Origin of the sequence: Bacillus sp. FJAT-50079 (assembly GCF_018343515.1) — a bacterium.
Classification (GTDB): Bacteria; Bacillota; Bacilli; order Bacillales; family Bacillaceae_C; genus Lederbergia.
Genome location: NZ_JAGYPD010000001.1, coordinates 100758 through 127660, shown reverse-complemented (window position 1 = coordinate 127660; position 26903 = coordinate 100758). Strand labels below are relative to the sequence as shown.

The following is a 26903-nucleotide window of genomic DNA, read 5'->3' as shown; positions in this document are numbered from 1 at the left end:
ATGAGGAGGATTAACAGTGAGTATATCAATTCATTTTAATGACGTAGTGAAAAAATATAATGATACGACTGTTATCCCTGGAATCTCATTTGAAATCAAGAAGGGTGAGTTTTTCACTCTTCTTGGTCCTTCTGGTTGTGGAAAAACAACATTATTAAGGATGGTTGCGGGGTTTAACAGTATTGAGGGCGGAGAAATCGCATTTGATGATAAAGTGATGAATCATATAGCGCCACAGCATCGAAATATTGGGATGGTATTCCAAAATTATGCGATCTTTCCGCATTTAAATGTGAAGCAAAATGTTGCTTTTGGTCTTGGAAATCGTAAACTGCCTAAAGCTGAAATTGAAGAAAGAGTATCAGAGATGTTGGATATCGTTCAAATTAAGCAATATGAAAATCGTTTGCCAGAAAATTTATCTGGTGGACAACAGCAGCGTATTGCACTTGCGAGAGCGATTGTGATTGAACCTAGCGTATTATTGATGGATGAACCGCTTTCCAACTTAGATGCAAAATTACGAATTGAGATGCGCGAAGCGATTAAGGAGATACAAAGGAAAGTGGGAATCACAACAGTTTATGTAACGCATGACCAAGAAGAGGCAATGGCCGTATCAGATCGGATTGCCGTTATGAATTCGGGTGTGATCCAGCAGCTAGCCACACCACAGGAAATTTATCTTCGGCCTGCGAATGTATTTGTTGCTAGTTTTATAGGAAGGACAAATATTCTTGAACGAAAAGTGATGAAGCATAATGGAGAATATCATTTGATTTTTGATGATCAATATCGGGTTAGAGCAACCAATTTAAATTCCGATACGAAGGCAAATGAGTTCAAAGTGAAAGTATCTGTTCGTCCTGAAGAATTTATTATTAGCGAAGATCATGATGGGATGGAAGGTGTTGTAGTAGATAACGTCTTCTTGGGCATGAATATCCAATATTTTGTTGAGCTGAAGAGCGGTGAGAAAGTTCAAATTACGCAGGAATCGACGATTAAGGGAACGCTCAAACCGGGAACGAAGGTGAAATTGCGAGTAAAAGAAGAGAAGATTAATATTTTTGATTTTGCTAGTGAAAATAATATTTTAGAGGGTGTTACAAATGGCATCAACTAAAAGAAGAGATATGTGGACGTTCATTACGTTAGGAATTTTTATCCTTTATTTATTGGTGCTTGTGTTCCCTCTGTTTACTTTATTAAAAGAAAGTTTTAATAAAGGCGGAGCTTTTACTCTGGACTATTTCTATCAATTTTTCGGGAAAAAATATTATTATAGTGCTTTGTTCAATAGTTTAAAAGTGACGATTGCGGTGACGATATGTGCAGTTATTTTAGCTACACCACTTGCTTATATTATGACTACCTTTAAAATTAAAGGAAAGTTGTTTTTACAAATATTGATTTTAATTTCCTCGATGGCGCCTCCTTTTATCGGTGCGTATTCATGGATTTTATTATTAGGCAGAAATGGTGTCGTCACAAATTTTATGAAAGATTATTTGAATATCCATACGCCCGATATTTATGGATTCACGGGAATTCTAATTGTACTAACCTTGCAATTGACCCCATTGATCTATATGTATTTGATGGGAGCGTTAAAAAGCATTGACAATTCCTTGCTAGAAGCGGCAGAAAGTATGGGATATACAGGATTGAAAAAAATGGTGAAGGTGGTCATTCCACTCATCGTTCCAACCCTTTTAGCAGGTGCCTTACTCGTATTTATGAGAGCCTTGGCTGATTTTGGAACACCAATGCTTATCGGTGAAGGCTATAAAACAATGCCTGTACTTATCTTCAATGAGTTTATTAGTGAAATGGGTGGAGATGATGGTTTTGCGGCTGCCATCAGTGTGATTGTCATCATTTTAGCATTGGCTGTTTTTCTTGTTCAAAAATTCATCTCCAATCGAAAGGCATTTTCAATGAGCGCTTTGCACCCGATTAAAGAGAAACAAGAAAAAGGTTTGAAAAACATTTTAGGCCATCTATATGTTTACGGATTTCTTGCATTTGCAATTCTTCCGCAAATGTATGTCATTTATACCGCTTTTTTAAAGACATCAGGGCGCGTGTTTGTTAAAGGTTACTCTCTGGAAAGTTTTAAATTAGCTTTTGAACGTGGCGGAGATTCCATCTTTAATACGTTTCTGCTTGGGTTTATCGCTTTATTTTTTGTTGTGTTAATTGCGATATTAATCGCTTATGTAACAGTGAGAAGAAGGAATACAATGACGAATGGACTGGATGTTATCTCTATGGTCCCGTATATTGTTCCAGGATCTGTTCTAGGGATAGCTCTATTGCTTGCCTTTAATAGTAAGCCCCTTCTATTAAGCGGTACCGCCGCCATTCTTATCATTTCTTTTGTGATTAGAAGGCTGCCTTATACGATTCGATCGAGTGCAGCGATCGTTCATCAAATTAGTCCAAGTGTAGAAGAAGCAGCAGCAAGTTTAGGTACTTCTAATATGAAAACCTTCTTTAGAATTACATTGCCGATGATGCTGCCAGGGGTTATATCTGGCGCGATATTAAGCTGGGTTACCATTATTAGTGAATTAAGTACATCGATTATTCTTTATACAGCTCATACGAAAACAATGACGATTGCCATTTATACAGAAGTCATTCGCGGTAATTATGGAACAGCCGCGGCGCTTTCAACCATTTTAATGTTCATTACGATTGTTTCATTATTACTTTTCTTTAAACTAACGGGTAAAAAAGAAGTCGCGATTTAAAAAATACGATAGGGGTGACAATATGTGGATATGAAAAAGGGGAATTTTAAGGAAACAACAAAATCTCTTTTTCTTAAATATACGGTCATCCCTATTTTATTTGTTATTATCATTTTTAGCGTTTTTACTGCTTTTATTTTTAAAATAAAAATCATTCATGACTCTAATCAAGCGGCAACCGTAATCGAGGATGCAATTAGTCATGTATATCAAACATATATAGATGAAGCAATGAGGATGTCGGAGTCAGAAGTTTTAAAGAACTATTTGGATACTCGCAGGCATAGTCATTTAGTATATGAGGATTTTTATCAATTTAACAACAAGCAAGAAGTGAAAAGTGCATTTTATTTGATTGATCAAAACTATATTTTTTTAGCTTCTACAACGGAGTCGGATAGTGAACGTAATAAAGCGATTCTTAATGGGATTGTCCCTCAAATAAATAAAAATCCTGAAGAAATGTATATGGAAGTAGGTAAAATAGAACTTTCGCACAGCAAAACAGCGGTGATTACAATCGGGAAAGCCGTCATTGAAGAGAATGAAATAAAAGGCTATTTGATTTACATGCTTTATGAAGAAGATTTGCAAAACCTCGTCTTTGGCGAGAAGGTAGATATTGTTGTAGTAACCGATTATTATGATAATATTCTTATCACTTCCCATGAAATTGTAAGGGGTTTGATGAATAAGTTTCGTCCAACCTACGAAGCGAAGTCGACAGTAAAAATAAAGGATGCTCATTACTATATGAAAGAAATAAATAATGCTTATCACTCCTTTAAAGTTTACACATTGAAAAATGAAAACAACGATCGCTTATTTTGGTTCATTTATTTCGGCTTTTTACTTATTATCGGCGGATCGCTATACTTCCTTATAAGAAATTTAGCGGAGAAAATGTCTAGTAAAAATGTCGAATCGATTGAAAAGTTAATGGCGGCTGTTTCACGTTTAGAAAAAGGAGATTTGAAGTCTTATGTCGATATTCATACAGGCGATGAGTTTGAAATTTTAGCCAATCAATACAATGTCATGTTGGATAATTTAAATCGGTTAATGATGAAAAATAAGGAGCTATCTGATATTCGCAGGATTAACGAGATCAAGCTTCTTCAAGGTCAATTTAATCCTCATTTCTTATTTAATGTTTTAGAAACGATTCGTTATACGATGCTTCATAACATTGATAAAGCGCAGGAAATTATTTTTTCCTTGTCTAGATTATTAAGATATAGCTTAAAAGAGCAATCACAGATGGTTGCGCTTGAAAAAGATATGGAATACATTATTGACTATTTAACACTTCATAAATATCGTTTTAATGACCGATTAGAATATGAAATCGATATTCCCGACAAACTAAGGGAGGTATTCGTCCCAAAATTACTCATTCAGCCGCTCATAGAAAACTCCATAAAATATGGCTATAAAAGTAAAATGAATCTTAAAATTACGATTCAAGCGGAAATGTATGAAGGTCATATTTTAATTGCCGTGATGGATGATGGTCCAGGCATTGAAAAAAATCAGTTAGAGAGCATCAAAAAAAGACTGTATGAACATAAAGATGATCAAGTCGGTATTGGTCTGATTAATACGCATCGCAGACTTGTTTTACAATATGGTCCAGGCTTTGGCCTATCGATTCAAAGTGTGATTAACAAAGGAACAAAGGTAGAATTGATCATTCCATTTCATAAAGGAGTGGAGTAAAGTGTATAAAATTCTCATTGTTGAAGATGAAGATGTCATTCGTAAAGGTCTAATTTATTCGATTGACTGGGTAAGCATTAATTGCGTCATTGTCGGTGAAGCGGTAAATGGAGCGGAGGGCTGTGAGAAAATCATTCAATTACAGCCGGATATCGTCTTGTTGGATGTGAATATGCCGATAAAAAATGGCATAGACATGCTGAAGGAAAGCGTTGATAAACATATATTCAGCTCAATTATCCTTTCTGGATATGATGATTTTCAATATGCAAAAAGTGCTTTGAAATATGAGGTATGCGATTATTTACTTAAGCCCATCGTTCACGATGAATTGCTTCTTGCGATCGAAAAAGCAAAAGAAACGATTAATCATCGTAAGAAATATAGAGCGATCCAAAATAAAGCAGAAAATCTTGATGATCATTCTGTTTTAAACTTGCTCGTATGGAATTCAAATCGAGACAAATCAAAGCATGTAAATGCAATCATTGATTATATTCAAGAAAACTATCAAGAAAAAATCAGCATTGAAGACCTTGTTGAAGAGCTGGGAGTTAGTACAACGTATTTAAACAAAAAATTTAAAGAGAGTACGAACTACACGTTCAATGAATTTTTAAACCGCTACCGTATCCAAAAAGCAATTGAGTTGATTGAAAGGGGCGAGGATAAAATTTCGATGATTGCCCTTGATGTAGGTTATAGCAATTATCGGTATTTTATTAAGGTTTTTAAGAAATATACGAATTTCCTGCCAAGTGATTTCGGGCGCTAATGTAAACAGGTTAGGTCGGTGGCTAACTAATTGCCACTGACCTATTTGTTTTTGATATGAAAAGGTTGTTCTAGGTGTTACTAATTTTTTCTAACCATTGAAGTTTTTCTGTGAAGGTCGTTGATACGACCGGTGCGGGTGATGCCTTTTTAGGAGGTGCAAAAATGGATGTAGAAAATATATCTTCGTTAGTGAATTCTGCTATAAGGGAGATCGTCACGTTCGCAAATGCGGTTGGTGCACTGGCGACTACGAAAAAAGGTGCTATTTTTTCATTCACTGTTAAATAATGAAGCTGTTTGACTCGATGTGGAAACCTTTAGGATCACTCTGCTGGATGATTTTCATTGTGATCTGAGATTAGGGGATTTACCCACTTGTGTCCTGGATTTAGCAATCAAATCCCGGTGGTGAATTTACGTTATTTTACAATCGGTAGTATTTAGACAATAATCGATAGTAATCGAGGCATAATCGGTAGTAACACCGTGTTAATCGGTAGTAAAACCGAAATTGTGTGCGAAATGTTGAAGGAGCGCGACACATCTCTTTCAAAAAGGTTGGTTGGCACACTAAACTCATCTAGCTCTAGGAAAGAATTAGAAAAGTAGAGTGTAGGTTCAATAATTGATGAACCCTAAATTGTAAATTCCCCGTGAAAAGCCTAAATAGGTCAGTGGCTAACATATTTGCCACTGACCTATTTGTTCTGAAATAATCGCTCATGTTACGTCTTTTTAACGTTAGTCAACTCCATGTTTCCCTTTTCAAATATCGTGCTAAGTCAAAATCTAAATAGGAGTCGATCATCCTGGTATTTTGGTGGAAGGTAAGATTTTTCGTCATGTCATTAGGAATAATCAGGCAGTTGATGCCCGCTTTAATCGCTGCGAGCGATCCGTTTGCTGAATCTTCCACTGCAATTGCTTCATTTGGTTCAACCCCAAGCGCTTCTAACGTTTTAATGTAAAGAGCGGGATTTGGTTTTACTTCTTCAACATCTTCGGCTGTAAAGATGATTGGAAAATCATCAATGAGCCTATGCTTGTCAAGAAATCCAACAACCCATTCACGATTAGAACTACTCGCTAGAGCGAGCTTTGTGCCGCTATTTTTAATCCCGTTTAATATGTCTAGAAATCCGTTTCTAAGGGGGAGATCGTCTTTTATTTTTAAATAATGTGAGCGAGCTTTTTCCTTGAATTGTTGGCGATCAATCGGATGTGTAAGTGATTGGTCGATCAAATCGAATAATGAGCCATTCGTTGTTCCGATCACCCTTGCAAATGCCTCTAATGGCAAATCAAAATCATAATCCATCTTCAATAATTCTCGATATATTTCAAACCATGGTGTTTCAGTATCGATAATCGTTCCATCGAAATCAAATATGACTGCTTTTATCACTGTATTTCCCCCTCTAAATATCATTGCTCTATCTAATCACGCTTTTCTCTATCATATCAAAGTCACTACCTTGTATAAATATATGTAATATTGCACTAATATTGGTGCAATATTGCGTATGGATAGAATCGGATAATGATAATATCATTTAGTTATTACAAGAAGAGGTGATTGTATGGATATGATAAACACCATAGAACGGATTCCAGTACAATTAAACAAAATATTAAATAATAAGGTGGTCATTGAAAAAAATTTACTGGATTACTTGAAAGCGGATTCTAAGGTAAAGAAAATAGTTTTTATCGCTTCTGGAACTTCGTATAATGCTGCGTTTACAACGAAGACATTCGCTGAAGAATTTACCGGAATCCCAGTTGAAATTATATATCCTAATATATTTGTAAACTATTATAACCATTCTTTATTAAATGATGAGACTCTTTATATCTTCATATCTCAAGGTGGAAAAACAAAACTTGTATATGACGCATTAGAAATAGTGAAAGCTAAAGGATTCCTGAATATTTCTATTACGGAAAGTCTAGATAGTCCAATTGCCAAACTTTCCGATTTGCCCTTAGAGATGGGGTCCGAAAATGAAGAATATATTTTTAGAACGTTAGGATATTCTGCAACATGTGCGACGTTATATTGGATTTTTATCTCAATAGGTAAAATATATGACGGGATTACTGAGTCGATGGAACAATTTTTAATTGAAGATTACTTGAATATGGTGAATAATCTACCAGGGATAAGAAACACTACGCTTAAATGGTATGAGCAAAATAAATTCCAACTAATGCAAAAGAACAAATTCATCTTTTCAGGTACGAATGATCTATGGGCAGTATCTCAAGAAGCAGATATAAAATTTATGGAAATGTTGCCTGTATTTACGAATAGTTTTGAGCTAGAAGAATTAATTCATGGGCCGCAAAATGCGTTTGATAGCATGACGGGTTATTTCCTACTAAGCAGGAAAGATGAAGATTCAGATAAAATAGAACGGATTTCAGATTTCATCAATACTGAAATTTCACAGTGTATGGTGGTCGGAGAAGGCACTTCGAGAGAAGTAGATCTAAGCTTTTCTCCTAGAAGTAAGTATTTTAGTAGTTTAGAATATATTACAGTTTTCCAAGTATTGGCCTATCAATTGTCTACGGACAAAGGGCGTGATTTAACGAAAGGGGTTTACCCTCAAATTACAAAATATATTAATAAATTTGTTTAACATTTACCAATAAGGTCAAGGTGGTTTTGAGTTATGAAAAAAGTATTAATTGCTACACACGGGAAGTTGGCAGAAGGCATTGTTTCATCAGCGGAAATCATATTAGGAAAGCAAGAGAATGTATATTTTATCAATGCTTATGTTGACGAAATTCCTTTTAATGAAAAAATCGAGGATTTTCTAGAAAAAAATATAAGCGATGACGACCATTTAATCATTCTTACGGATGTGTTTGGTGGGAGTGTGAATCAAACGTCGTTACGTTATATTTCCAATGAACAAGTTAATATTATTACCGGGTTCAACTTGCCATTATTATTAGAAATATTAATGTTAAGTGAGGCTGATATCACTACGGAAAAGATCAAAGAAATTATTACTAATTCGAAAGAGCAAATTATCTATGTTAATGAAGAACTATTAAAAATAAATGAAACGGATGAATTTGATCTATAATATTTTTTCTAAAAGGGGAGTTAAAAGATGATTGTAAAAGTGAGAATTGATGATCGATTGTTACATGGCCAAGTAGCGTATAGTTGGAAATCAGCATTAGCATATAATGCAATTGTGATTGCCAGTAATGAAGCGGCAAATGATGATATTAGAAAAATGGCCCTTAAATTAAGCTGTCCTGATGGAGTAAAACTTGCCACAAGAACAATAGAGGATGCAGCAAAATTACTGAAGAACCCACAATTAGAATCGATGAAAGTATTTGTTATTTGTTCAAAGCCAAAAGATGCTTATGAATTATTAGAGCTTATTGAAGATAAGCCGGTTTTAAATGTCGGTGGTATGCAAATGAATGATGGAAAAGTATTGTTATCACCAGCGGTTTATGTATCAGAAGAGGATTTGCTTTATTTAGACAAAATTCAAGATAAGGGAATTGAAATTGAAGTTAGACAAGTTCCATCAGAAAATCCAAAAGACTATTCTTCATTAAAAAGAAAAATATCATTTTAATGATTAATTAAAAAGAAGGGGGACAACTATGCAAACCGCATTGTTAGTAGGTTCAATACTAGGAGTACTTTGGTTTTTTGAAAAAATGCTAGGAACACCGATGCTCATTAGACCAATTGTTGTATCTTCCATTATAGGTTTATGTTTGGGAGATTTAAAAACGGGGTTATTGGTAGGAGCAACGCTCGAATTAGTTTTTATGGGAGCGATCCAAGTTGGAGGCGCAGTGCCGCCAGATGTATTAGTAGGTGCAGGTTTAGGAACGTCATTTGCCATATTAAGTGGTAATGGTGCGGAGGTTGCTTTAGCATTGGCCTTGCCGATTGCCATTTTGGCTCAGTCATTAAAAGTAGTTGTTTTCATCGTTAGAAGTTGGTTTATGAATTTTGCCATGAAACTAGCGAAGGAAGCAAATATTAAAGGACTTATTACCTTAAATATGGCAGGGTTAATTCTCCAGTGTCTCATGTATTTCGCAGTAGGATTTGTAGCGATATTATTTGGTTCAGCGGCAGTTGAAACATTTGTAAATAATATTCCTGAAAAAATTATGAATGGATTAACGGTTGCCGGCGGATTATTACCAGCAGTTGGTTTCGGTCTACTATTACTACCAATGATGAACAAGTTTAATATTTTATATTTTATTTTCGGATTTGTTTTAGTAGCGTATTTAGAATTGCCTATCTTAGCAATTACACTGTTTGGAATTGTCGTGGCATTTGTTGTGACCTATGAAATGAAAGGGAAAACAGTTACAGCTGCCACTTCAAATGGTATAGAGGAGGATCTGTTTGATGACTGAGAAAAAGAAACTATCAAAAGATGAAAAAAAATTAATGCGTGAAATTTTTTGGAATTCCTTTATGCTAGAAGCTTCATATAACTATGAAAGGCAACAAGCTCTAGGATTTGCTATCGGAATGTGGCCAGCGATTAAGAGATATCATAAAACAAAAGAAGCGCAAGCCGAGGCGCTAACTCGACATATGAGTATCTTTAATACGACTCCCCATGTCGTTACAACGATTACTGGTGTTGCTACCGCATTAGAAAAAGAAGCAAGTGAAAAGCCTTCTTTCGATAAAAGCATTATTAATAATGTGAAAGTAGGATTAATGGGCCCATTTGCTGGAATCGGGGATTCTCTTTTCTGGGGAACGATACGTATTATTGCAGTAGGAATTGGGTTGTCTCTCGCTCAACAAGGTAGTATTTTAGGGCCGATCTTATTTTTATTACTTTTTAATATTCCGCATATGCTAGTTAGGTATTATGGTGGAGTGTTCGGATACAAATTCGGCACAAGTATTATGCAGACAGCTGATAATTCTGGAATCATGGCAATGATTTCAAAAGGAGCAACGATCGTCGGCTTAATGGTTATCGGGGGAATGACCGCCTCGATGGTCAAACTCAAATCGACATTGGTGTTCTCTGTCGGAGAAACGGAATTTCCAATGCAGGATTATTTAGATCAAATATTCCCGATGTTATTGCCACTTCTTTACACATTATTCATGTTCCGTTTATTAAAAAAGGGATACAAATCAACGACGATTTTATTGATTACAATCATTTTTGGTATCGTTGGATCTCTAATCGGTATTATATAATTTCTAGTTCATTATTGTGATATCATTACTGTAATCTGAGAAAACTTAGATTACAGTAATTTTTTTAGGAGATAGAATTTATGCCATATTTTACTCGCAGACAGCTGCTGATTCTAAATGAATTATTCCTTAAAGATACTTTGACATCAAATGAATTGGCCCTTTTAGTCGACTCGTCCGTTAGAACGATAAAGACGGAAATTTCTTATATTAGAACGGAATTGAAGCAATACGGGATCATGATTGAGTCAAAAACGAATAAGGGGTACACGCTTATTTTTACTGAAAAATCCAGTATGAATTTTTTAACGAATCTGCTCAAGTCAAGTAAGGTGAAAAGACTTAATAAGTTTAAGAAAAACAATTATGCACGTATTTTTTTTGTGATTCGACGTTTACTATTAGAGGATTCGTACATTAAATTGGATGAACTAGCCAATGAAATGTTCATTAGTCGATCATCGTTAAATACAGATATGATCGAAACGAAAAAAATCTTAAAAAAGTATCAACTGACTGTTAAATCAAAAGTAAACTATGGCATCAAAATACAGGGAACTGAGATGAATAAGCGGTTATGTATAGCTGAATATTTTTATCATAAAGATATTGGATTCGACTATAAAAACGATCATGGCATCCCGTATTTACAAGAAAATAATGATAAATATGTCCAATCCATTGAAAGCCAACTTAGAAAAATTTGCGAAGAGTTTAACATCATACTATCTGATTTTTCTTTAAAAAACATAGCTATTCATGTGCTGATTTCCATTCATAGAAACCGTATGGGGAATAAAATAACTGTACCAAGATCCTTTATTGAAAAAAACTATACTAAAAAAGCTTTTCAGGCAAGTCAAATCCTTTGTGAAAGACTAAATGCGATGTTTGGCTGTCATTTTCAAGAGGTGGATTGTGCATACATTTTTATGCATTTTGATAGTAAGCAATTAATAAATGACGTTACGAGCATTAAAGAAAAAGAGCAAATGGAAGTTAATCATGTCTTAGAGAAAATATTTGTGGAAATCAAAAATAACTTTGATATTGATATTTCAAAGGACGAAACACTGCGGACATTTTTAGCTCTACACATCCCTCAAATGATTAAGCGTATTCGAATTAATATGGTGATAAGAAATCCTGTTGTTCATGAAAACCTTCAAAGGTATTTATATGCAACTAAAGTTACGATATCAGCAACGGAGATCATTCAAAAACATTACAATGTAGAAATTAGCTTGGATGAATTTGGCTATTTGGTCCTTTATTTTAATGTAGCATTAAGGAACCTTCAAAAGAAACGCAAAATAACAATTGGTTTAATGAGTGGGCGAGGCAGAGCCGAAACCATCATGTATGTAGATGAACTTAATGAAAACTTTTCGAAGGAAAAATATGAATTAATTAATTTTCTTTCGAAAGAGGATATGATGAAAAATATAGAAGATATCGATATATTACTTTCTTCATATCCGATAGAATTATCTAGATCTATATTGCAAGTGGCTATTGAAAACGGAAATTATGTTGAGAAAATAAGGGAGTACTCGAATAAAATAGATCTTTATAAATTAGATATTGATACGTATTTCCAACCTCAATATTCGGATTTTTATCTGGAAGGAAAAGATAAAGAAAGTGTTTTGCATAACTTAATGAAAAAACTTCAATCCTTGGATATTATCGATCCCGATGTACAGATGGATGTGCCATTTGTTGCTCATGAAATCGGAAATAATATTTTGCATCTTCAAGACCTCTATAAAATATGTCATAAACCATTTTGTTTTATTGTCGTACTAAAGAACCCGATCATTTGGGATAAGGATATTATTAGGGTTTTGTTTATGATTAAAACGAAACGGGATGGAGATCATAAATTAAATATTTTATGTGATATGTTCTCTTATTGGACGAGAAACAAGGAGAAAGTAAATAGACTTATTCATAACAAAAGCTATGATTTATTTTTAAAAGATATTCAAAAATATTGAATAGATGTAACTAATCATTAAGGACGAGATCGCTATGAAAAAGACGAGTCAGAATGTATTGCTCATCGCAATTGGGTCACTTATTTTTTCAATTGGTGTAAATTTTTATATCATCCCTAATCAACTTTCAGAAGGTGGGATTCTTGGACTAACCATTATCGCGCATTATTTGTTCCAATGGTCACCTGGGTTCATCAATTTTATCTTAAACATATTATTATTTTTAATTGGATATAAGTTTTTTGATAAAAGGACGATTTTATATACAATCCTTTCAATCATTTTTAGCTCCGTGTTTCTATATGTTACGGAGGGGGCAAGAGAGCCGTTAACAAACGATACATTACTAGCTGCCATTTTTGCGGGATTGTTTGTAGGGATGGGTTTAGGAATCATATTTCGCGCGGGTGGAACGACCGGTGGAACAACCGTATTAGCGAGGTTGGCTAATCAATTATGGGGATGGAGCCTTGGAAAGGCGATGCTTATCATTGATATTGTTGTCGTTGCTGGCTCCATTTTAATTATTGGATTAGATAAATCGATGTACACGTTAATTACAGTATACATTGGTGCGAAGGCGATTGATTTTATTGTTGAAGGGTTAGATGAAAGAGTCGCGGTGCTAATCATTTCAAATTCTCCAGATCAAGTGTTAAATGAAGTGACGAATACGATGTCGAGAGGAATTACCGTTTTAGAAGGTAGAGGCGGTTATACTGGAGCCAATAAAGAAGTGTTATACATCGTTATTAATCGACAGGAAATTGTTGCCCTAAAAAACATTATTAAAGAAATTGATGAAAACGCATATGTTACGGTGCATAACGTCCATGAAGTAATGGGGAAAGGGTATAAGGCTAGTAAAGTTAGCTGAACTATATATAAGGAGGCTATCTTTTTAATTCGAGAAAATATCTGATTCTGGATTTGACGTAGCGTTTGATGGATGATACTTCATGTGAAAATAAAATATTAATTTATCTGATTTACGAATGCGAAGGTTTTACAGTGGAATAATGTAAATTCTTACGATGGATTTACACTATTTTACAATCGCTAGTATTTAGATAATAATCGGAAGTAATCCCGTGTTAATCGGTAGTAACTAGGGCATAATCGGAAGTAAAGCTGGAAATGTCGAAGGAGCGCGGCATATCTCTTTCGAAAAAACGTAATCGATCAAAAGAAAACCACCCATTAAGCTATGAACTGCTCCTCCCAATGTTAGATTTGTGTCTAACAATTGGCGGTGCAGTTCATTATCACGGGTGGTTTTTATTTTATAAATAATTAAGAATTTAAAACGGCTTATTTACATCGCTACCAGATAAAACATAGTAAATCTCTTCGTCATCGTTCTCCGGATTAAATAAGGCGAAATGATATTTATTATTGAATACATGATGAGCATGGATTGTATTTGCGTTCGTTTCTAATTCGATTTTTTCATAGATTTCGCCTGTATGAATGTCTAATGAAACGACATAGAATATCTCGCTTTCATCCTCGGTATTTTCGCTGACGATCGCATAAATGCGGTCGTCCGTTGCCGTCATATAACGCACAGCGCATTCGCCAAGCTCCACCCGATGTTGTACAGCTGATAAGTCAGTTTCATACCAAACGATCCCTTCGTTATCTGCATAAATTAATGATTCAGATGTGGCTGCTGGCTGAATCAATTGATAATACTCGAAACTAATTTGTGGATTTACTTCCTTAAGCAATGTTCCGTTAAAGTCATACAATTTAATGACGTTTTCGCGAAAATCCAAAAAGTAGATGCCATGTTCATTGGCGACTGGTTTATCGTTAAGCGTGTCAGCGGTAATTTGATATATTTCATTGCCAGTATTTTTATCGTATACGTGGGACGTTTGATCTGTGGCAATGGCAATTCCTCCTGATTCAAAGTAATTAACGAGAAGAAATCCATCATCAAGCTCAACAATCGGACGATGGTTAGATACAGCCGCGGTAGGGGTGGTCCATAAAAGTTCCTCCGTCTGCAAGTCGACAACTAATAAGTCTTCATTATGTTCGTCGGGTTCATTTGTTCTATCTATTAATTTAGATATGAATAACATATAGTTATCCGAAAGTGTTAGGTGATTTGCCATCTCATGGTCATTAAAATCATAGTTATGAAGGATCTTGCCATCTTCAATCGAAATTGCGGACACCATCGCATAAGCATTTGATTCTTCTGTCTGTGTAACATAAAAAACTCCATTATGCATTCCAGAATCAACGCTTCGATATGGCAATTCCCAGACGACTTTATCCTCCCTAAGATCATAGCGATAAATGCCGTCATCTTTAGCGGCCGTAATAAGTTCTTGATCGCCGTAATACATATAAAAGCGTAATTGCTCGGCATCATATGGATCTGCCCAATCTTTAGGGAATAATTTAACTGCCGTTTTTCCGTCAATATTTTCAAACGGGGTGACTGGCGCTTCGCTGATCGTCATCTCTTTTTCGATTTCTACAGGATCGTTACTCTTTTTTTCATCAGCTTCTATATTGTTATCCGCTTGTTCCGCTTTTTCTTTTCCGCATCCTCCAAGCACTAACAAGAGTGCTAAGAAAAGTAAACCGATATATTTTTTTATTTTCACCAATCCCTTTCAACAGTTAATTTATTTAAGTATGGCATATTTTAAAAAGGTGCAAAACTGCACTTTCGTCATAGTTAGGAGTACCTAAAAAAGGAAGGAGCAAATTTATAAAGTGCTTAAAAGATTCCTGGAAGAAGATCGTATGTAGAATGTTAAGAGTGAAGGATACGATTAAAGAAGTTGCGTTGGCTGCATTCATGGGATATACGGGAGCGTGGGAGGATTCACGCTCATTACATTAGGATAGAAGCAGCACTATATAACAATAATAATGCCATAATTAGGTTAAATTGCTTCTGATATTTTGCTATAAATGATTGAAAAAACGAACCAAACACACTCCATGTTGATGTTGAAAGAAAGCCGACAAATGCTAAAAGCAATGAAAAAATAAACAAGCTAACATGCGAATGATAATAGGGAAGGATAAATGTAGCAACAACTGTAATCCCATATAAAATCCCTTTCGGATTTATAAATTGTAAAATCATCCCCGAAAAAAAGTTATTGTACTTTTCTCCGCTATCATCTTCATTCGCAGAACTGCTTTTCAGTATAATAATTGCCAAATACACCATATATCCCGCGCCCAGAATCATCATGGGAAGTTCGATTTTAGGGATAAAGTTGCTTAGAAGCAAGTTAAAATAACTAGAGAAAATCATAATGACAAAGAAGCCTGCGCATACGCCGAAGCAAAATTTAAGCGTCTTTTTAAATCCAAATTTATTCGCGAATACCATCGCCATAATATTATTTGGCCCCGGCGTGAAGCTTGTAACAAATACATAGATAAGAAATGATAATAAAGGCATGTTCGACCCCTTTTTAAAAATTAATTTTTAATTTCATCTTATATTAGAGAATAAATGTTGTAAATTGGCATAGAGGGCAAGATGGGGATTCAAGTAACTAACGGCAATAATTTTCGCCAATCAAACCATACTATTTTTGAGGTGAAAAAATGTATAAATTATTGTCTCATAATGATTTGGATGGAGTTGGATGCGGCATTTTAGCAAAGCTTGCATTCGGCAAAGAAGTGAAAGTGCGCTATCAATCCGTATCTTCTATTAATCGTGAAGTGGAATGGTTTTTTGAACACGAAGGCAAGGATGTTTTTTTGTTTATAACGGATTTAGGTGTAAATGAAGAAAATGAAAAAAAGCTAGAGCAATTTTATCAAGCGGGTGGAAAGGTTCAGTTGCTTGATCACCATAAAACATCTTTGCATTTCAGCGATTATGAGTGGGGGCATGTCGCAGTTGAGGATAGTAGCGGAAATTTAACCTCAGCGACATCGTTGTTTTATGAATACCTTGTTCACCAACATTTAATGGAATCATCCCATGCAATTGATGAGTTTGTAGAGCTTGTTAGGCAATATGATACGTGGGAATGGGAGAAAAATAACAATGACCAAGCCCATCGTCTCAATGCCCTCTTTTATTTAATGTCAATTGAGGAATTTGAGGAAAAAATGATTCGTCGTCTTCAAGGGAAGGATCATTTTAGCTTCGATGAATTCGAACAGAAAATTTTAGATATGGAAGAAACGAAAATCGAGCGCTATATTCAGCGGAAAAAACGAGAGATTGTTCAAACTGAAGTAAATGGACATTTCGCAGGAGTCGTTTATGCGGAATCATATCATTCAGAGCTCGGAAATGAATTAGGAAAAGAGTACCCGCATCTCGATTACATTGCAATTCTAAATATGGGTGGGAAGCGAGTCGGCTTTCGAACGATTCATGATCATATCGATGTAGCTGAAGTGGCTGGCCAATTTGGCGGAGGCGGTCATGCAAAAGCATCCGGCTGCACATTAACAGAAGAAGCGTACAAGCAATTCGTTATCGATGCATTTCATTTAGAGTCATTGCGGGAGGATGCGAAACGAAATCGTTATAATGTGAAACGCTCGCCATTTGGATCTCTTTATAAAAACCGTAAAGAGGAAGTCTTTCTTCTATATTCTATAAACGAATGTGATTGGGCGATCGATCATTATCACACTAAATTAGATGAAGTGTTTCCAAGCTTTGAGAAAGCTGAAACATTTTTGAAGCGAAATTTTGCCGCATGGCTTGTAAGAGATGAGATTTTTGTTCAGTATTTGATGGACGAAGTCAAAAGTATGAAAAAGGAATAAGGAAGAGCGGACATAGAATCAAGCGGTTGAGGAATGATAATAGAAAGAACGAATAAAGTGAGGATATTGTATGAAAAAGTTTGCGATGTTTTTTCTTTGTCTCATTATCTTCCTTCTCCCATCACAAGCTTCGGCGGCCCGGAAAATACCTATTTTGATTTATCATTCGATCGACGAATTTAAGGGGCACGGATCTAAGGATCTTTACGTCCGTCCAGACAATTTTGAAAAGCAGATGATCTATTTGCGCGATCACGGCTATACATTATTAACGTTTGAGCAATGGGAAGACAGAAATAAGGTAGACAAACCTATCTTTATTACCTTTGATGATGGGTACAAAAATAATTTAAATGCATTTGCGATCTTTAAAAAATTAAAAAGTAATACATTTAAACCGAGAGGAACTATTTTCGTTATTTCAGACTTTATCGGCCGCTCCAACCGATTATCCAAATCGGATTTAAAAATGATGGTCGATTCAGGTCTGATCTCTATTCAATCTCATACCGCTACACATCCCGAATTAACAAAATCTAAAAACGTTAAATATGAACTTGAAAATTCGAAAGATAAAATTGAAAGAATAACTAGAAAACCTGTCATTGCGCTCGCATATCCATACGGGCTTTATAATAACAAAATAATAGAAGAAACGAAAAAGTATTATCAGTTTGGTCTTACAACTATTCCACAGCTATTTATCGAAAAGCGGAAGCCGAATGAGCTATATCTATTGCCGCGCATATATGTGAAGTACTCAACGACGTTAGAAGAATTTGCGCAGATTGTTGATGAAGGAGAAAAGTATTAAGAATTTAGTGCTTTTCTTTTTCCCTATACTTCTCGGCAGTCAGTCTCAATCTGAAAATATGTGATATACTTTTTTGGAATGATGTTTAAAGGACCAAATAGCAGGGTAGACAAATGATGCACAAGCTCTTTAAACACTGCTTTTATTTATATATATCTTTTTTGAAAAAAGGTGTTGACTTCTATTTGATAGAGTAGTATTATTTATAACTGTCGCTGCTATTCAAAGGAATTAGCGACAACGAAAAAAATTGAAAAATGTTTTTTAAAAAGTGGTTGACGCCACTGTGATAAGATGTTAATATAAATCTTGTCGCAAAAAACAACATAGTTCTTTGAAAACTAAACAAAACAGAAACGTCAATAATTTTTAAACAATGGTTTTAACCATTGCCAGCAAGAGTAAGGATCAACGACTAAGAACGTCACATCCTGTGACAATGTCGTTGTGACTCGCATTGTGCGAGCCTAAACTTCTTTTATGAGAGTTTGATCCTGGCTCAGGACGAACGCTGGCGGCGTGCCTAATACATGCAAGTCGAGCGAATGGATGGGAGCTTGCTCCCTGAAGTTAGCGGCGGACGGGTGAGTAACACGTGGGCAACCTGCCTGTAAGACTGGGATAACTTCGGGAAACCGGAGCTAATACCGGATAATTTCTTTCCTCGCATGGGGAAAGGTTGAAAGGCGGCTTCGGCTGTCACTTACAGATGGGCCCGCGGCGCATTAGCTAGTTGGTGAGGTAACGGCTCACCAAGGCAACGATGCGTAGCCGACCTGAGAGGGTGATCGGCCACACTGGGACTGAGACACGGCCCAGACTCCTACGGGAGGCAGCAGTAGGGAATCTTCCGCAATGGACGAAAGTCTGACGGAGCAACGCCGCGTGAGTGATGAAGGTCTTCGGATCGTAAAACTCTGTTATCAGGGAAGAACAAGTATCGGAGTAACTGCCGGTACCTTGACGGTACCTGACCAGAAAGCCACGGCTAACTACGTGCCAGCAGCCGCGGTAATACGTAGGTGGCAAGCGTTGTCCGGAATTATTGGGCGTAAAGCGCGCGCAGGCGGTCTCTTAAGTCTGATGTGAAAGCCCACGGCTCAACCGTGGAGGGTCATTGGAAACTGGGAGACTTGAGTGCAGAAGAGAAGAGCGGAATTCCACGTGTAGCGGTGAAATGCGTAGAGATGTGGAGGAACACCAGTGGCGAAGGCGGCTCTTTGGTCTGTAACTGACGCTGAGGCGCGAAAGCGTGGGGAGCGAACAGGATTAGATACCCTGGTAGTCCACGCCGTAAACGATGAGTGCTAAGTGTTAGAGGGTTTCCGCCCTTTAGTGCTGCAGCAAACGCATTAAGCACTCCGCCTGGGGAGTACGGCCGCAAGGCTGAAACTCAAAGGAATTGACGGGGACCCGCACAAGCGGTGGAGCATGTGGTTTAATTCGAAGCAACGCGAAGAACCTTACCAGGTCTTGACATCCTCTGACAACCTTAGAGATAAGGCGTTCCCCTTCGGGGGACAGAGTGACAGGTGGTGCATGGTTGTCGTCAGCTCGTGTCGTGAGATGTTGGGTTAAGTCCCGCAACGAGCGCAACCCTTGATCTTAGTTGCCAGCATTTAGTTGGGCACTCTAAGGTGACTGCCGGTGACAAACCGGAGGAAGGTGGGGATGACGTCAAATCATCATGCCCCTTATGACCTGGGCTACACACGTGCTACAATGGATGGTACAAAGGGCTGCAAGACCGCGAGGTTTAGCCAATCCCATAAAACCATTCTCAGTTCGGATTGCAGGCTGCAACTCGCCTGCATGAAGCCGGAATCGCTAGTAATCGTGGATCAGCATGCCACGGTGAATACGTTCCCGGGTCTTGTACACACCGCCCGTCACACCACGAGAGTTTGTAACACCCGAAGTCGGTGGGGTAACCCTTTTGGGAGCCAGCCGCCGAAGGTGGGACAGATGATTGGGGTGAAGTCGTAACAAGGTAGCCGTATCGGAAGGTGCGGCTGGATCACCTCCTTTCTAAGGAATATTGTTGGCAGCTAGGCCAACAAAAAAGACGTTTCTGTTTTTGTTTAGTTTTGAGAGAATTAACTCTCAAAATTTGTTCTTTGAAAACTAGATAACAATTGACAAGACATCATAAAAACAAGTAAGTTCTTTTTAATTTTTTTTGAAAATGGTCAGATAAAAGGCAGTTGACGAAGATAAGGTCGCTGAATTTTAACTGAATGATTAAGTTAATAAGGGCGCACGGCGGATGCCTTGGCACTAGGAGCCGATGAAGGACGGGACTAACACCGATATGCTTCGGGGAGCTGTAAGCAAGCGTTGATCCGGAGATTTCCGAATGGGGAAACCCACTGCTCGTAATGGAGTAGTATCCATTTCTGAATACATAGGAAATGGAAGGCAGACCCGGGGAACTGAAACATCTAAGTACCCGGAGGAAGAGAAAGAAACATCGATTCCCTAAGTAGCGGCGAGCGAAACGGGAAGAGCCCAAACCAAGAGGCTTGCCTCTTGGGGTTGTAGGACACTCTACACGGAGTTACAAAGGAACGAAGTAGATGAAGCGGTCTGGAAAGACCCGCCAGAGAAGGTAACAGCCCTGTATTCGAAACTTCGTTCCCTCCAGAGTGGATCCTGAGTACGGCGGGACACGTGAAATCCCGTCGGAAGCAGGGAGGACCATCTCCCAAGGCTAAATACTCCCTAGTGACCGATAGTGAACCAGTACCGTGAGGGAAAGGTGAAAAGCACCCCGGAAGGGGAGTGAAAAAGATCCTGAAACCGTGTGCCTACAAGTAGTCAGAGCACATTCATGTGTGATGGCGTGCCTTTTGTAGAATGAACCGGCGAGTTGCGATTTCATGCAAGGTTAAGTTGAAGAGACGGAGCCGCAGCGAAAGCGAGTCTGAATAGGGCGAATAAGTATGAGGTCGCAGACCCGAAACCAGGTGATCTACCCATGTCCAGGGTGAAGGTAAGGTAACACTTACTGGAGGCCCGAACCCACGTACGTTGAAAAGTGCGGGGATGAGGTGTGGGTAGCGGTGAAATTCCAATCGAACCTGGAGATAGCTGGTTCTCTCCGAAATAGCTTTAGGGCTAGCCTCAAGGTAAGAGTGTTGGAGGTAGAGCACTGTTTGGACTAGGGGCCCTCATCGGGTTACCGAATTCAGACAAACTCCGAATGCCAATTACTTGTCCTTGGGAGTCAGACTGCGAGTGATAAGATCCGTAGTCGAGAGGGAAACAACCCAGACCGCCAGCTAAGGTCCCAAAGTATACGTTAAGTGGAAAAGGATGTGGAGTTGCTTAGACAACCAGGATGTTGGCTTAGAAGCAGCCACCATTTAAAGAGTGCGTAATAGCTCACTGGTCGAGTGACTCTGCGCCGAAAATGTACCGGGGCTAAACGTATCACCGAAGCTGCGGATTGACACCTTCTGGTGTCAATGGTAGGAGAGCGTTCTAAGGGCTGTGAAGCCAGATCGTAAGGACTGGTGGAGCGCTTAGAAGTGAGAATGCCGGTATGAGTAGCGAAAGAAGGGTGAGAATCCCTTCCACCGAATGCCTAAGGTTTCCTGAGGAAGGCTCGTCCGCTCAGGGTTAGTCGGGGCCTAAGCCGAGGCCGAAAGGCGTAGGCGATGGACAACAGGTTGATATTCCTGTACCACCTAATTTCCGTTTGAGTAATGGGGGGACGCAGGAGGATAGGGTAAGCGCGCTGCTGGATTAGCGCGTCCAAGCAGGTAGGCTGGGAGTGAGGCAAATCCTTACTCCTAAGGCTGAACTGTGATGGCGAGGGAAATATAGTACCGAAGTTCCTGATTCCACACTGCCAAGAAAAGCCTCTAGCGAGGAAATGGGTGCCCGTACCGCAAACCGACACAGGTAGGCGAGGAGAGAATCCTAAGGTGATCGAGAGAACTCTCGTTAAGGAACTCGGCAAAATGACCCCGTAACTTCGGGAGAAGGGGTGCTCCCGCGAGTGAAAGCTTGCGGAAGCCGCAGTGAATAGGCCCAGGCGACTGTTTAGCAAAAACACAGGTCTCTGCGAAGCCGTAAGGCGAAGTATAGGGGCTGACGCCTGCCCGGTGCTGGAAGGTTAAGAGGAGCGCTTAGACTTCGGTCGAAGGTGCGAATTGAAGCCCCAGTAAACGGCGGCCGTAACTATAACGGTCCTAAGGTAGCGAAATTCCTTGTCGGGTAAGTTCCGACCCGCACGAAAGGCGCAACGATCTGGGCACTGTCTCAACGAGAGACTCGGTGAAATTATAGTACCTGTGAAGATGCAGGTTACCCGCGACAGGACGGAAAGACCCCGTGGAGCTTTACTGCAGCCTGATATTGAATGTTGGTGCAGCTTGTACAGGATAGGTAGGAGCCTTGGAAACCGGAGCGCCAGCTTCGGTGGAGGCATTGGTGGGATACTACCCTTGCTGTATTGACATTCTAACCCGCAGCCGTGATCCGGCTGGGAGACAGTGTCTGGCAGGCAGTTTGACTGGGGCGGTCGCCTCCTAAAATGTAACGGAGGCGCCCAAAGGTTCCCTCAGAATGGTTGGAAATCATTCGCAGAGTGTAAAGGCACAAGGGAGCTTGACTGCGAGACCTACAAGTCGAGCAGGGACGAAAGTCGGGCTTAGTGATCCGGTGGTTCCGCATGGAAGGGCCATCGCTCAACGGATAAAAGCTACCCCGGGGATAACAGGCTTATCTCCCCCAAGAGTTCACATCGACGGGGAGGTTTGGCACCTCGATGTCGGCTCATCGCATCCTGGGGCTGTAGTCGGTCCCAAGGGTTGGGCTGTTCGCCCATTAAAGCGGTACGCGAGCTGGGTTCAGAACGTCGTGAGACAGTTCGGTCCCTATCCGTCGTGGGCGCAGGAAATTTGAGAGGAGCTGTCCTTAGTACGAGAGGACCGGGATGGACGCACCGCTGGTGTACCAGTTGTTCCGCCAGGAGCATCGCTGGGTAGCTATGTGCGGACGGGATAAGTGCTGAAAGCATCTAAGCATGAAGCCCCCCTCAAGATGAGATTTCCCATAGCGCAAGCTAGTAAGATCCCTGAAAGATGATCAGGTTGATAGGTCCGGTGTGGAAGTGTGGTGACACATGGAGCTGACGGATACTAATCGATCGAGGACTTAATCTATACAATCAATGATGTTTGTCATGTTATCTAGTTTTGAGAGAATAAATATATTCTCTGAAGATGGATGAGCAACGTAACAGTTAGCGATTCCTGTGCATGTCTGGTGGCGATAGCGAAGAGGTCACACCCGTTCCCATCTCGAACACGGCAGTTAAGCTCTTCAGCGCCGATGGTAGTTGGGGGATTCCCCCTGCAAGAGTAGGACGTTGCCAGGCAAAGCCCCATCAGGGGCTATTGTTTTGCTTTTAAGTTTTTAAATCAAATTACATAAGGGCCCCTTGGTCAAGCGGTTAAGACACCGCCCTTTCACGGCGGTAACACGGGTTCGAATCCCGTAGGGGTCACCAATTTTTATTAAGGCATGTTAAATGCGCGACGTCCTGTCGTAACATATGTACTTGCATATTTTTGCATTGGAGGATTAGCTCAGCTGGGAGAGCATCTGCCTTACAAGCAGAGGGTCGGCGGTTCGATCCCGTCATCCTCCACCATATTAAATATGCCGGCCTAGCTCAATTGGTAGAGCAACTGACTTGTAATCAGTAGGTTGGGGGTTCAAGTCCTCTGGCCGGCACCATTTTCTTGAGTGGGTTGAAGTTCTTCTTAATAAAACGGGAAGTAGCTCAGCTTGGTAGAGCACTTGGTTTGGGACCAAGGGGTCGCAGGTTCGAATCCTGTCTTCCCGACCATTACGGGGCCTTAGCTCAGCTGGGAGAGCGCCTGCCTTGCACGCAGGAGGTCAGCGGTTCGATCCCGCTAGGCTCCACCATAAAGAAAATTAATCCTATATTGGCGGCGTAGCTCAGCTGGCTAGAGCGTACGGTTCATACCCGTAAGGTCGTGGGTTCGATCCCCTCCGCCGCTACCATATTTATAATTGGAGGTATACCCAAGTCTGGCTGAAGGGATCGGTCTTGAAAACCGACAGGCGGGTCAAACCGCGCGGGGGTTCGAATCCCTCTACCTCCTCCATATTTCATATCGTTTATTATTATCGCGGGGTGGAGCAACGAGCGTTACTTCACTGAATAAACTGCGAGTTGTACCGATCGAAATACTGCTTGAATGAGCTTCCTGAGATCGGGACAGTCAATATGTGTTGTGCATGCAGACATTAGTATAATTATTATTATCGCGGGGTGGAGCAGTCTGGCAGCTCGTCGGGCTCATAACCCGAAGGTCGCAGGTTCAAATCCTGCCCCCGCAACCAAGGTCCCGTGGTGTAGCGGTTAACATGCCTGCCTGTCACGCAGGAGATCGCGGGTTCGATTCCCGTCGGGACCGCCATTTTATATTTTTTACATAGATGTGGCTCAGTAGCTTAGTCGGTAGAGCAGCGAAGCAAAGCTTCCCTGAAATGGCTTCGAGCCGTACCCATCGAGCGACTTCTTGGTTGATCCTTCCGAGATGGGGACGAAGGACAACTAGTATCAAGGTAAGCGTGTTATTACATATTTGGCTCAGTAGCTCAGTCGGTAGAGCAAAGGACTGAAAATCCTTGTGTCGGCGGTTCGATTCCGTCCTGAGCCACCATTTTAAATAAAAGAATACAATGGCGACTGTGGCGAAGTGGTTAACGCATCGGATTGTGGCTCCGACACTCGTGGGTTCGATTCCCATCAGTCGCCCCATTTTTATGCGGGTGTAGTTTAGTGGTAAAACCTCAGCCTTCCAAGCTGATGATGAGGGTTCGATTCCCTTCACCCGCTCCATATTTTTATATGGGCCTGTAGCTCAGCTGGTTAGAGCACACGCCTGATAAGCGTGAGGTCGGTGGTTCGAGTCCACTCAGGCCCACCATTCCGCAGTAGCTCAGTGGTAGAGCTATCGGCTGTTAACCGATCGGTCGTAGGTTCGAATCCTACCTGCGGAGTTATTTTTATTTATATGCGCCTTTAGCTCAGCAGGATAGAGCAACAGCCTTCTAAGCTGTGGGTCAGAGGTTCGAATCCTCTAAGGCGCGTCCTATCATAAAAGAGCTGTCCAGAAAGTTAGTGATACTAGCATTCTGGACAGCTCTTTTGTTTGTGAATCCATCCCTTTTCTTTGGTGCAGAAGGGAAGAGTGTATTGGGGCTATTTTGAAAAATAGGGTTGAAGAAGAACGTATATATCATTCTTTTTTTGTATCGTTACTTGGTTTTTCTACAATATTAAAATGTTTACGGATGAATGCTTTTTCTTCCTCCGGAGACAATATGCCATACGCTTTTCCTATTGTTCCACCTTGTAATTCCCATATTGCATTATGATCTTTATCTACTGATGAGAAATCACTTTTTTCCCAACGTCTAAGAATGTCCAAATAAATATTAGAATGATTGTACTCTTTTTCATTTTTTTCAACAACTTCAATTAACCTTTTGACTCGATCTTGAGTTAAAGGAAGGAATCCCCATTTTTCATCTGCTTTGACCTTTTGGTGTGACATCGCATGGATTGCGTCTTGTACAGCATACTCAGTCATAAGTTCAGGCATTTCTTCTTCCAATGCTACAACCTTTTTTTCATCAATCTCAATGATTGTTTCCTCGATATTTGCTCCATCCTCATTTTTTGTAACAGCTACTTTTTCTTCAACGGTAACCCTTCCTTGATTTAGCTCGATGAAAAGAGTGTATGCGGTCAAACCTAGAACAATAATCCCAAATACAATTAGAAACGTTTTTTTGTTTTTCAAGAATATTCACTCCTAAATTAATAGTAATACACTAAATTTTGGAAGGCAATCGGAATTTGGGGAATCATTGAATGGGCTGCCCTTTTTCATTTGGCTGCATACGATAATATCATGCAGAAGCTAAGGGAGTGGACGCAAAAATGGGGTTATTTATGAATAAAAATGAGCATCCGGACATGTTTGAAAATGAGGATGGAATTCGAGCAACAAATCAAGCTTTTCATAAAATCGATTATTTTTCTGAATTTGTGGAAGAGCAAAAAAAGGCAAATGATTTATTGCAACGCGAATTTGATCAATTAAAAGATAAACATGAACAAGGGGAAGTTGGAATTCGCAATCAATTAAATGAGCTGAAAGCAAATAACCAAGAACAGAAGCAGTTTGAACGTGATGTTATGACGTTATTAAGGAAATTTGAAGGGAAAGTAGAAACTGAGCTCATTGAGCAATTGGAAAGTTTAAAGAAAACAAATCAAGAAATTGTAGAACGATTGGAAAAGTTTGAAGCGGAAAATGAACAGTTGACGAATAAAATGAACGAGTACTTACAGATTCAATCAAAAGTTGTAGATCAAATGTCCAAGCAGGAAGAAAGTCAAAAAGAAGTAATAAATCGTATGGAAAACCAAGAAGCATTAACAGAGAAGCTTATAAGACAAATGGATCATTTCCGTTCCATTTTCTTCGAACGTACACATTATATCGTAGATAAAGTTGAAAATGGATTTGAGCTGACAACTGCTTACATTCATAAATTAATGACTGGTTCTGATCAACCGATTACCCTGATGATCAAGAAAAAGCAAAACAGCTCTGAGTAATGGCGGCAAGATTCATTCGTGGACAATGTAATTTTTTTCATGTGAATATAGGAGTTGCATCGCATAATCCTTCGTAGATTGCCAACAATAATTTTTGAGGAGATAAAGCGTAAGTAATCCTCTGGCAAATGAACAAGGCTAGGAGGAAAAATGT

At 39.2% G+C, this 26903-nt stretch carries 19 protein-coding genes, 15 tRNA genes and 3 rRNA genes; 33 read left to right on the top strand and 4 right to left on the bottom strand.

Annotated elements, in window-relative coordinates:
* The first annotated feature begins 16 nt into the window (after positions 1-16).
* The 5 genes from KHA95_RS00695 to KHA95_RS00675 all read left to right on the top strand — a co-directional run bounded on the left by KHA95_RS00695 (position 17) and on the right by KHA95_RS00675 (position 5543).
* Positions 17-1126, top strand: coding sequence for an ABC transporter ATP-binding protein (locus KHA95_RS00695; RefSeq protein ID WP_213135558.1), 1110 nt, complete (start codon positions 17-19; stop codon positions 1124-1126).
* On the top strand, positions 1113-2759 hold the full coding sequence (locus KHA95_RS00690) for an ABC transporter permease (protein ID WP_213135557.1): 1647 nt from the start codon (positions 1113-1115) through the stop codon (positions 2757-2759). The genes KHA95_RS00695 and KHA95_RS00690 overlap by 14 nt, the downstream gene beginning before the upstream one ends.
* A 30-nt stretch (positions 2760-2789) precedes the next feature.
* Positions 2790-4478, top strand: a complete 1689-nt coding sequence (locus KHA95_RS00685) for a sensor histidine kinase (RefSeq protein WP_249316519.1) — start codon at positions 2790-2792, stop codon at positions 4476-4478.
* Between the two features lies 1 nt (position 4479).
* Positions 4480-5253 (top strand): response regulator transcription factor, encoded by a 774-nt coding sequence (locus tag KHA95_RS23215; RefSeq protein ID WP_213135555.1) that lies wholly within the window; start codon positions 4480-4482, stop codon positions 5251-5253.
* Positions 5254-5363: 110 nt separating this feature from the next.
* Positions 5364-5543 carry a PfkB family carbohydrate kinase gene (locus KHA95_RS00675; RefSeq protein ID WP_213135554.1) on the top strand — a complete coding sequence of 60 codons (180 nt, stop codon included), beginning with the start codon at positions 5364-5366 and terminating at the stop codon, positions 5541-5543.
* A gap of 457 nt (positions 5544-6000) precedes the next feature.
* On the opposite strand, the gene KHA95_RS00670 is transcribed toward KHA95_RS00675, so the two are convergent.
* On the bottom strand, positions 6001-6660 hold the full coding sequence (locus KHA95_RS00670) for an HAD family hydrolase (RefSeq protein WP_349305412.1): 660 nt from the start codon (positions 6658-6660) through the stop codon (positions 6001-6003).
* A gap of 175 nt (positions 6661-6835) precedes the next feature.
* Between KHA95_RS00670 and KHA95_RS00665 the strand changes: the two genes are divergently transcribed.
* From KHA95_RS00665 to KHA95_RS00635, 7 genes are all read left to right on the top strand, one after another.
* The gene (locus KHA95_RS00665) at positions 6836-7900 is read left to right on the top strand and encodes an SIS domain-containing protein (RefSeq protein ID WP_213135552.1); all 1065 of its coding nucleotides are present in this window, start codon (positions 6836-6838) and stop codon (positions 7898-7900) included.
* Between the two features lie 33 nt (positions 7901-7933).
* Positions 7934-8356: a PTS sugar transporter subunit IIA gene (locus KHA95_RS00660; protein ID WP_213135551.1), complete on the top strand. Its 423-nt coding sequence runs from the start codon at positions 7934-7936 to the stop codon at positions 8354-8356.
* A 27-nt stretch (positions 8357-8383) separates the two neighbouring features.
* Positions 8384-8869: a PTS sugar transporter subunit IIB gene (locus KHA95_RS00655; RefSeq protein ID WP_213135550.1), complete on the top strand. Its 486-nt coding sequence runs from the start codon at positions 8384-8386 to the stop codon at positions 8867-8869.
* A gap of 28 nt (positions 8870-8897) precedes the next feature.
* A complete protein-coding gene (locus KHA95_RS00650) occupies positions 8898-9674 on the top strand; it encodes a PTS mannose/fructose/sorbose/N-acetylgalactosamine transporter subunit IIC (RefSeq protein WP_213135549.1) in 777 nt (258 codons plus the stop codon).
* Positions 9667-10485 (top strand): PTS system mannose/fructose/sorbose family transporter subunit IID, encoded by an 819-nt coding sequence (locus KHA95_RS00645; protein ID WP_213135548.1) that lies wholly within the window; start codon positions 9667-9669, stop codon positions 10483-10485. The genes KHA95_RS00650 and KHA95_RS00645 overlap by 8 nt, the downstream gene beginning before the upstream one ends.
* Positions 10486-10565: 80 nt before the next feature.
* On the top strand, positions 10566-12485 hold the full coding sequence (locus KHA95_RS00640) for a BglG family transcription antiterminator (RefSeq protein WP_213135547.1): 1920 nt from the start codon (positions 10566-10568) through the stop codon (positions 12483-12485).
* Positions 12486-12519: 34 nt separating this feature from the next.
* Positions 12520-13362 (top strand): YitT family protein, encoded by an 843-nt coding sequence (locus KHA95_RS00635; RefSeq protein WP_213135546.1) that lies wholly within the window; start codon positions 12520-12522, stop codon positions 13360-13362.
* Positions 13363-13786: 424 nt separating this feature from the next.
* Here KHA95_RS00635 and KHA95_RS00630 read toward each other — a convergent pair whose 3' ends face one another.
* Positions 13787-15109, bottom strand: a complete 1323-nt coding sequence (locus KHA95_RS00630; RefSeq protein WP_213135545.1) for a YncE family protein — start codon at positions 15107-15109, stop codon at positions 13787-13789.
* Between the two features lie 233 nt (positions 15110-15342).
* Complete coding sequence (locus KHA95_RS00625; protein ID WP_213135544.1) at positions 15343-15924, bottom strand: LysE family transporter; 582 nt, start codon at positions 15922-15924, stop codon at positions 15343-15345.
* 149 nt (positions 15925-16073) lie between these two features.
* Between KHA95_RS00625 and KHA95_RS00620 the strand changes: the two genes are divergently transcribed.
* The 20 genes from KHA95_RS00620 (at position 16074) to KHA95_RS00525 (ending at position 25209) form a co-directional block, all read left to right on the top strand.
* On the top strand, positions 16074-17261 hold the full coding sequence (locus KHA95_RS00620; protein ID WP_213135543.1) for a DHH family phosphoesterase: 1188 nt from the start codon (positions 16074-16076) through the stop codon (positions 17259-17261).
* Between the two features lie 70 nt (positions 17262-17331).
* Positions 17332-18075: a polysaccharide deacetylase family protein gene (locus KHA95_RS00615; protein ID WP_213135542.1), complete on the top strand. Its 744-nt coding sequence runs from the start codon at positions 17332-17334 to the stop codon at positions 18073-18075.
* Between the two features lie 476 nt (positions 18076-18551).
* Positions 18552-20103, top strand: a 16S ribosomal RNA gene (locus tag KHA95_RS00610).
* A 211-nt stretch (positions 20104-20314) separates the two neighbouring features.
* Positions 20315-23246 (top strand): 23S ribosomal RNA (locus KHA95_RS00605).
* A 99-nt stretch (positions 23247-23345) separates the two neighbouring features.
* Positions 23346-23461, top strand: a 5S ribosomal RNA gene (gene rrf / locus KHA95_RS00600).
* The 16S, 23S and 5S rRNA genes sit together here with 15 tRNA genes alongside, the layout of an rRNA operon.
* A gap of 57 nt (positions 23462-23518) precedes the next feature.
* Positions 23519-23593 (top strand) — tRNA-Glu (locus tag KHA95_RS00595).
* Positions 23594-23661: 68 nt separating this feature from the next.
* A tRNA-Val gene (locus KHA95_RS00590) sits at positions 23662-23737 on the top strand.
* Positions 23738-23747: 10 nt separating this feature from the next.
* Positions 23748-23823, top strand: a tRNA-Thr gene (locus tag KHA95_RS00585).
* A 35-nt stretch (positions 23824-23858) separates the two neighbouring features.
* Positions 23859-23935, top strand: a tRNA-Pro gene (locus tag KHA95_RS00580).
* A gap of 4 nt (positions 23936-23939) precedes the next feature.
* A tRNA-Ala gene (locus KHA95_RS00575) sits at positions 23940-24015 on the top strand.
* Between the two features lie 22 nt (positions 24016-24037).
* A tRNA-Met gene (locus KHA95_RS00570) sits at positions 24038-24114 on the top strand.
* An 11-nt stretch (positions 24115-24125) separates the two neighbouring features.
* Positions 24126-24218 (top strand) — tRNA-Ser (locus KHA95_RS00565).
* A 161-nt stretch (positions 24219-24379) separates the two neighbouring features.
* A tRNA-Met gene (locus KHA95_RS00560) sits at positions 24380-24456 on the top strand.
* A 1-nt stretch (position 24457) separates the two neighbouring features.
* Positions 24458-24533, top strand: a tRNA-Asp gene (locus tag KHA95_RS00555).
* A 170-nt stretch (positions 24534-24703) separates the two neighbouring features.
* Positions 24704-24779, top strand: a tRNA-Phe gene (locus KHA95_RS00550).
* Positions 24780-24801: 22 nt separating this feature from the next.
* Positions 24802-24877: transfer RNA gene (locus tag KHA95_RS00545), tRNA-His, on the top strand.
* Between the two features lie 7 nt (positions 24878-24884).
* Positions 24885-24958 (top strand) — tRNA-Gly (locus tag KHA95_RS00540).
* 11 nt (positions 24959-24969) lie between these two features.
* A tRNA-Ile gene (locus KHA95_RS00535) sits at positions 24970-25046 on the top strand.
* Between the two features lies 1 nt (position 25047).
* Positions 25048-25119: transfer RNA gene (locus KHA95_RS00530), tRNA-Asn, on the top strand.
* Between the two features lie 16 nt (positions 25120-25135).
* Positions 25136-25209: transfer RNA gene (locus KHA95_RS00525), tRNA-Arg, on the top strand.
* 149 nt (positions 25210-25358) lie between these two features.
* On the opposite strand, the gene KHA95_RS00520 is transcribed toward KHA95_RS00525, so the two are convergent.
* The gene (locus KHA95_RS00520) at positions 25359-25925 is read right to left on the bottom strand and encodes a DUF6241 domain-containing protein (RefSeq protein ID WP_213135541.1); all 567 of its coding nucleotides are present in this window, start codon (positions 25923-25925) and stop codon (positions 25359-25361) included.
* A 140-nt stretch (positions 25926-26065) separates the two neighbouring features.
* Here KHA95_RS00520 and KHA95_RS00515 point away from each other — a divergent pair, with 140 nt between their 5' ends.
* Positions 26066-26749, top strand: a complete 684-nt coding sequence (locus tag KHA95_RS00515) for a hypothetical protein (protein ID WP_213135540.1) — start codon at positions 26066-26068, stop codon at positions 26747-26749.
* The last annotated feature ends 154 nt before the right edge of the window (positions 26750-26903 follow it).

Coding starts and splice junctions, on each gene's coding strand:
- KHA95_RS00515 (WP_213135540.1), top strand. CDS start 26,066: ATGGGGTTATTTATGAATAAAAATGAGCATCCGGACATGTTTGAAAAT.
- KHA95_RS00615 (WP_213135542.1), top strand. CDS start 17,332: ATGAAAAAGTTTGCGATGTTTTTTCTTTGTCTCATTATCTTCCTTCTC.
- KHA95_RS00635 (WP_213135546.1), top strand. CDS start 12,520: ATGAAAAAGACGAGTCAGAATGTATTGCTCATCGCAATTGGGTCACTT.
- KHA95_RS00665 (WP_213135552.1), top strand. CDS start 6,836: ATGGATATGATAAACACCATAGAACGGATTCCAGTACAATTAAACAAA.
- KHA95_RS00685 (WP_249316519.1), top strand. CDS start 2,790: ATGAAAAAGGGGAATTTTAAGGAAACAACAAAATCTCTTTTTCTTAAA.
- KHA95_RS00645 (WP_213135548.1), top strand. CDS start 9,667: ATGACTGAGAAAAAGAAACTATCAAAAGATGAAAAAAAATTAATGCGT.
- KHA95_RS00660 (WP_213135551.1), top strand. CDS start 7,934: ATGAAAAAAGTATTAATTGCTACACACGGGAAGTTGGCAGAAGGCATT.
- KHA95_RS00650 (WP_213135549.1), top strand. CDS start 8,898: ATGCAAACCGCATTGTTAGTAGGTTCAATACTAGGAGTACTTTGGTTT.
- KHA95_RS00655 (WP_213135550.1), top strand. CDS start 8,384: ATGATTGTAAAAGTGAGAATTGATGATCGATTGTTACATGGCCAAGTA.
- KHA95_RS00640 (WP_213135547.1), top strand. CDS start 10,566: ATGCCATATTTTACTCGCAGACAGCTGCTGATTCTAAATGAATTATTC.
- KHA95_RS00690 (WP_213135557.1), top strand. CDS start 1,113: ATGGCATCAACTAAAAGAAGAGATATGTGGACGTTCATTACGTTAGGA.
- KHA95_RS00620 (WP_213135543.1), top strand. CDS start 16,074: ATGTATAAATTATTGTCTCATAATGATTTGGATGGAGTTGGATGCGGC.
- KHA95_RS00625 (WP_213135544.1), bottom strand. CDS start 15,924: ATGCCTTTATTATCATTTCTTATCTATGTATTTGTTACAAGCTTCACG.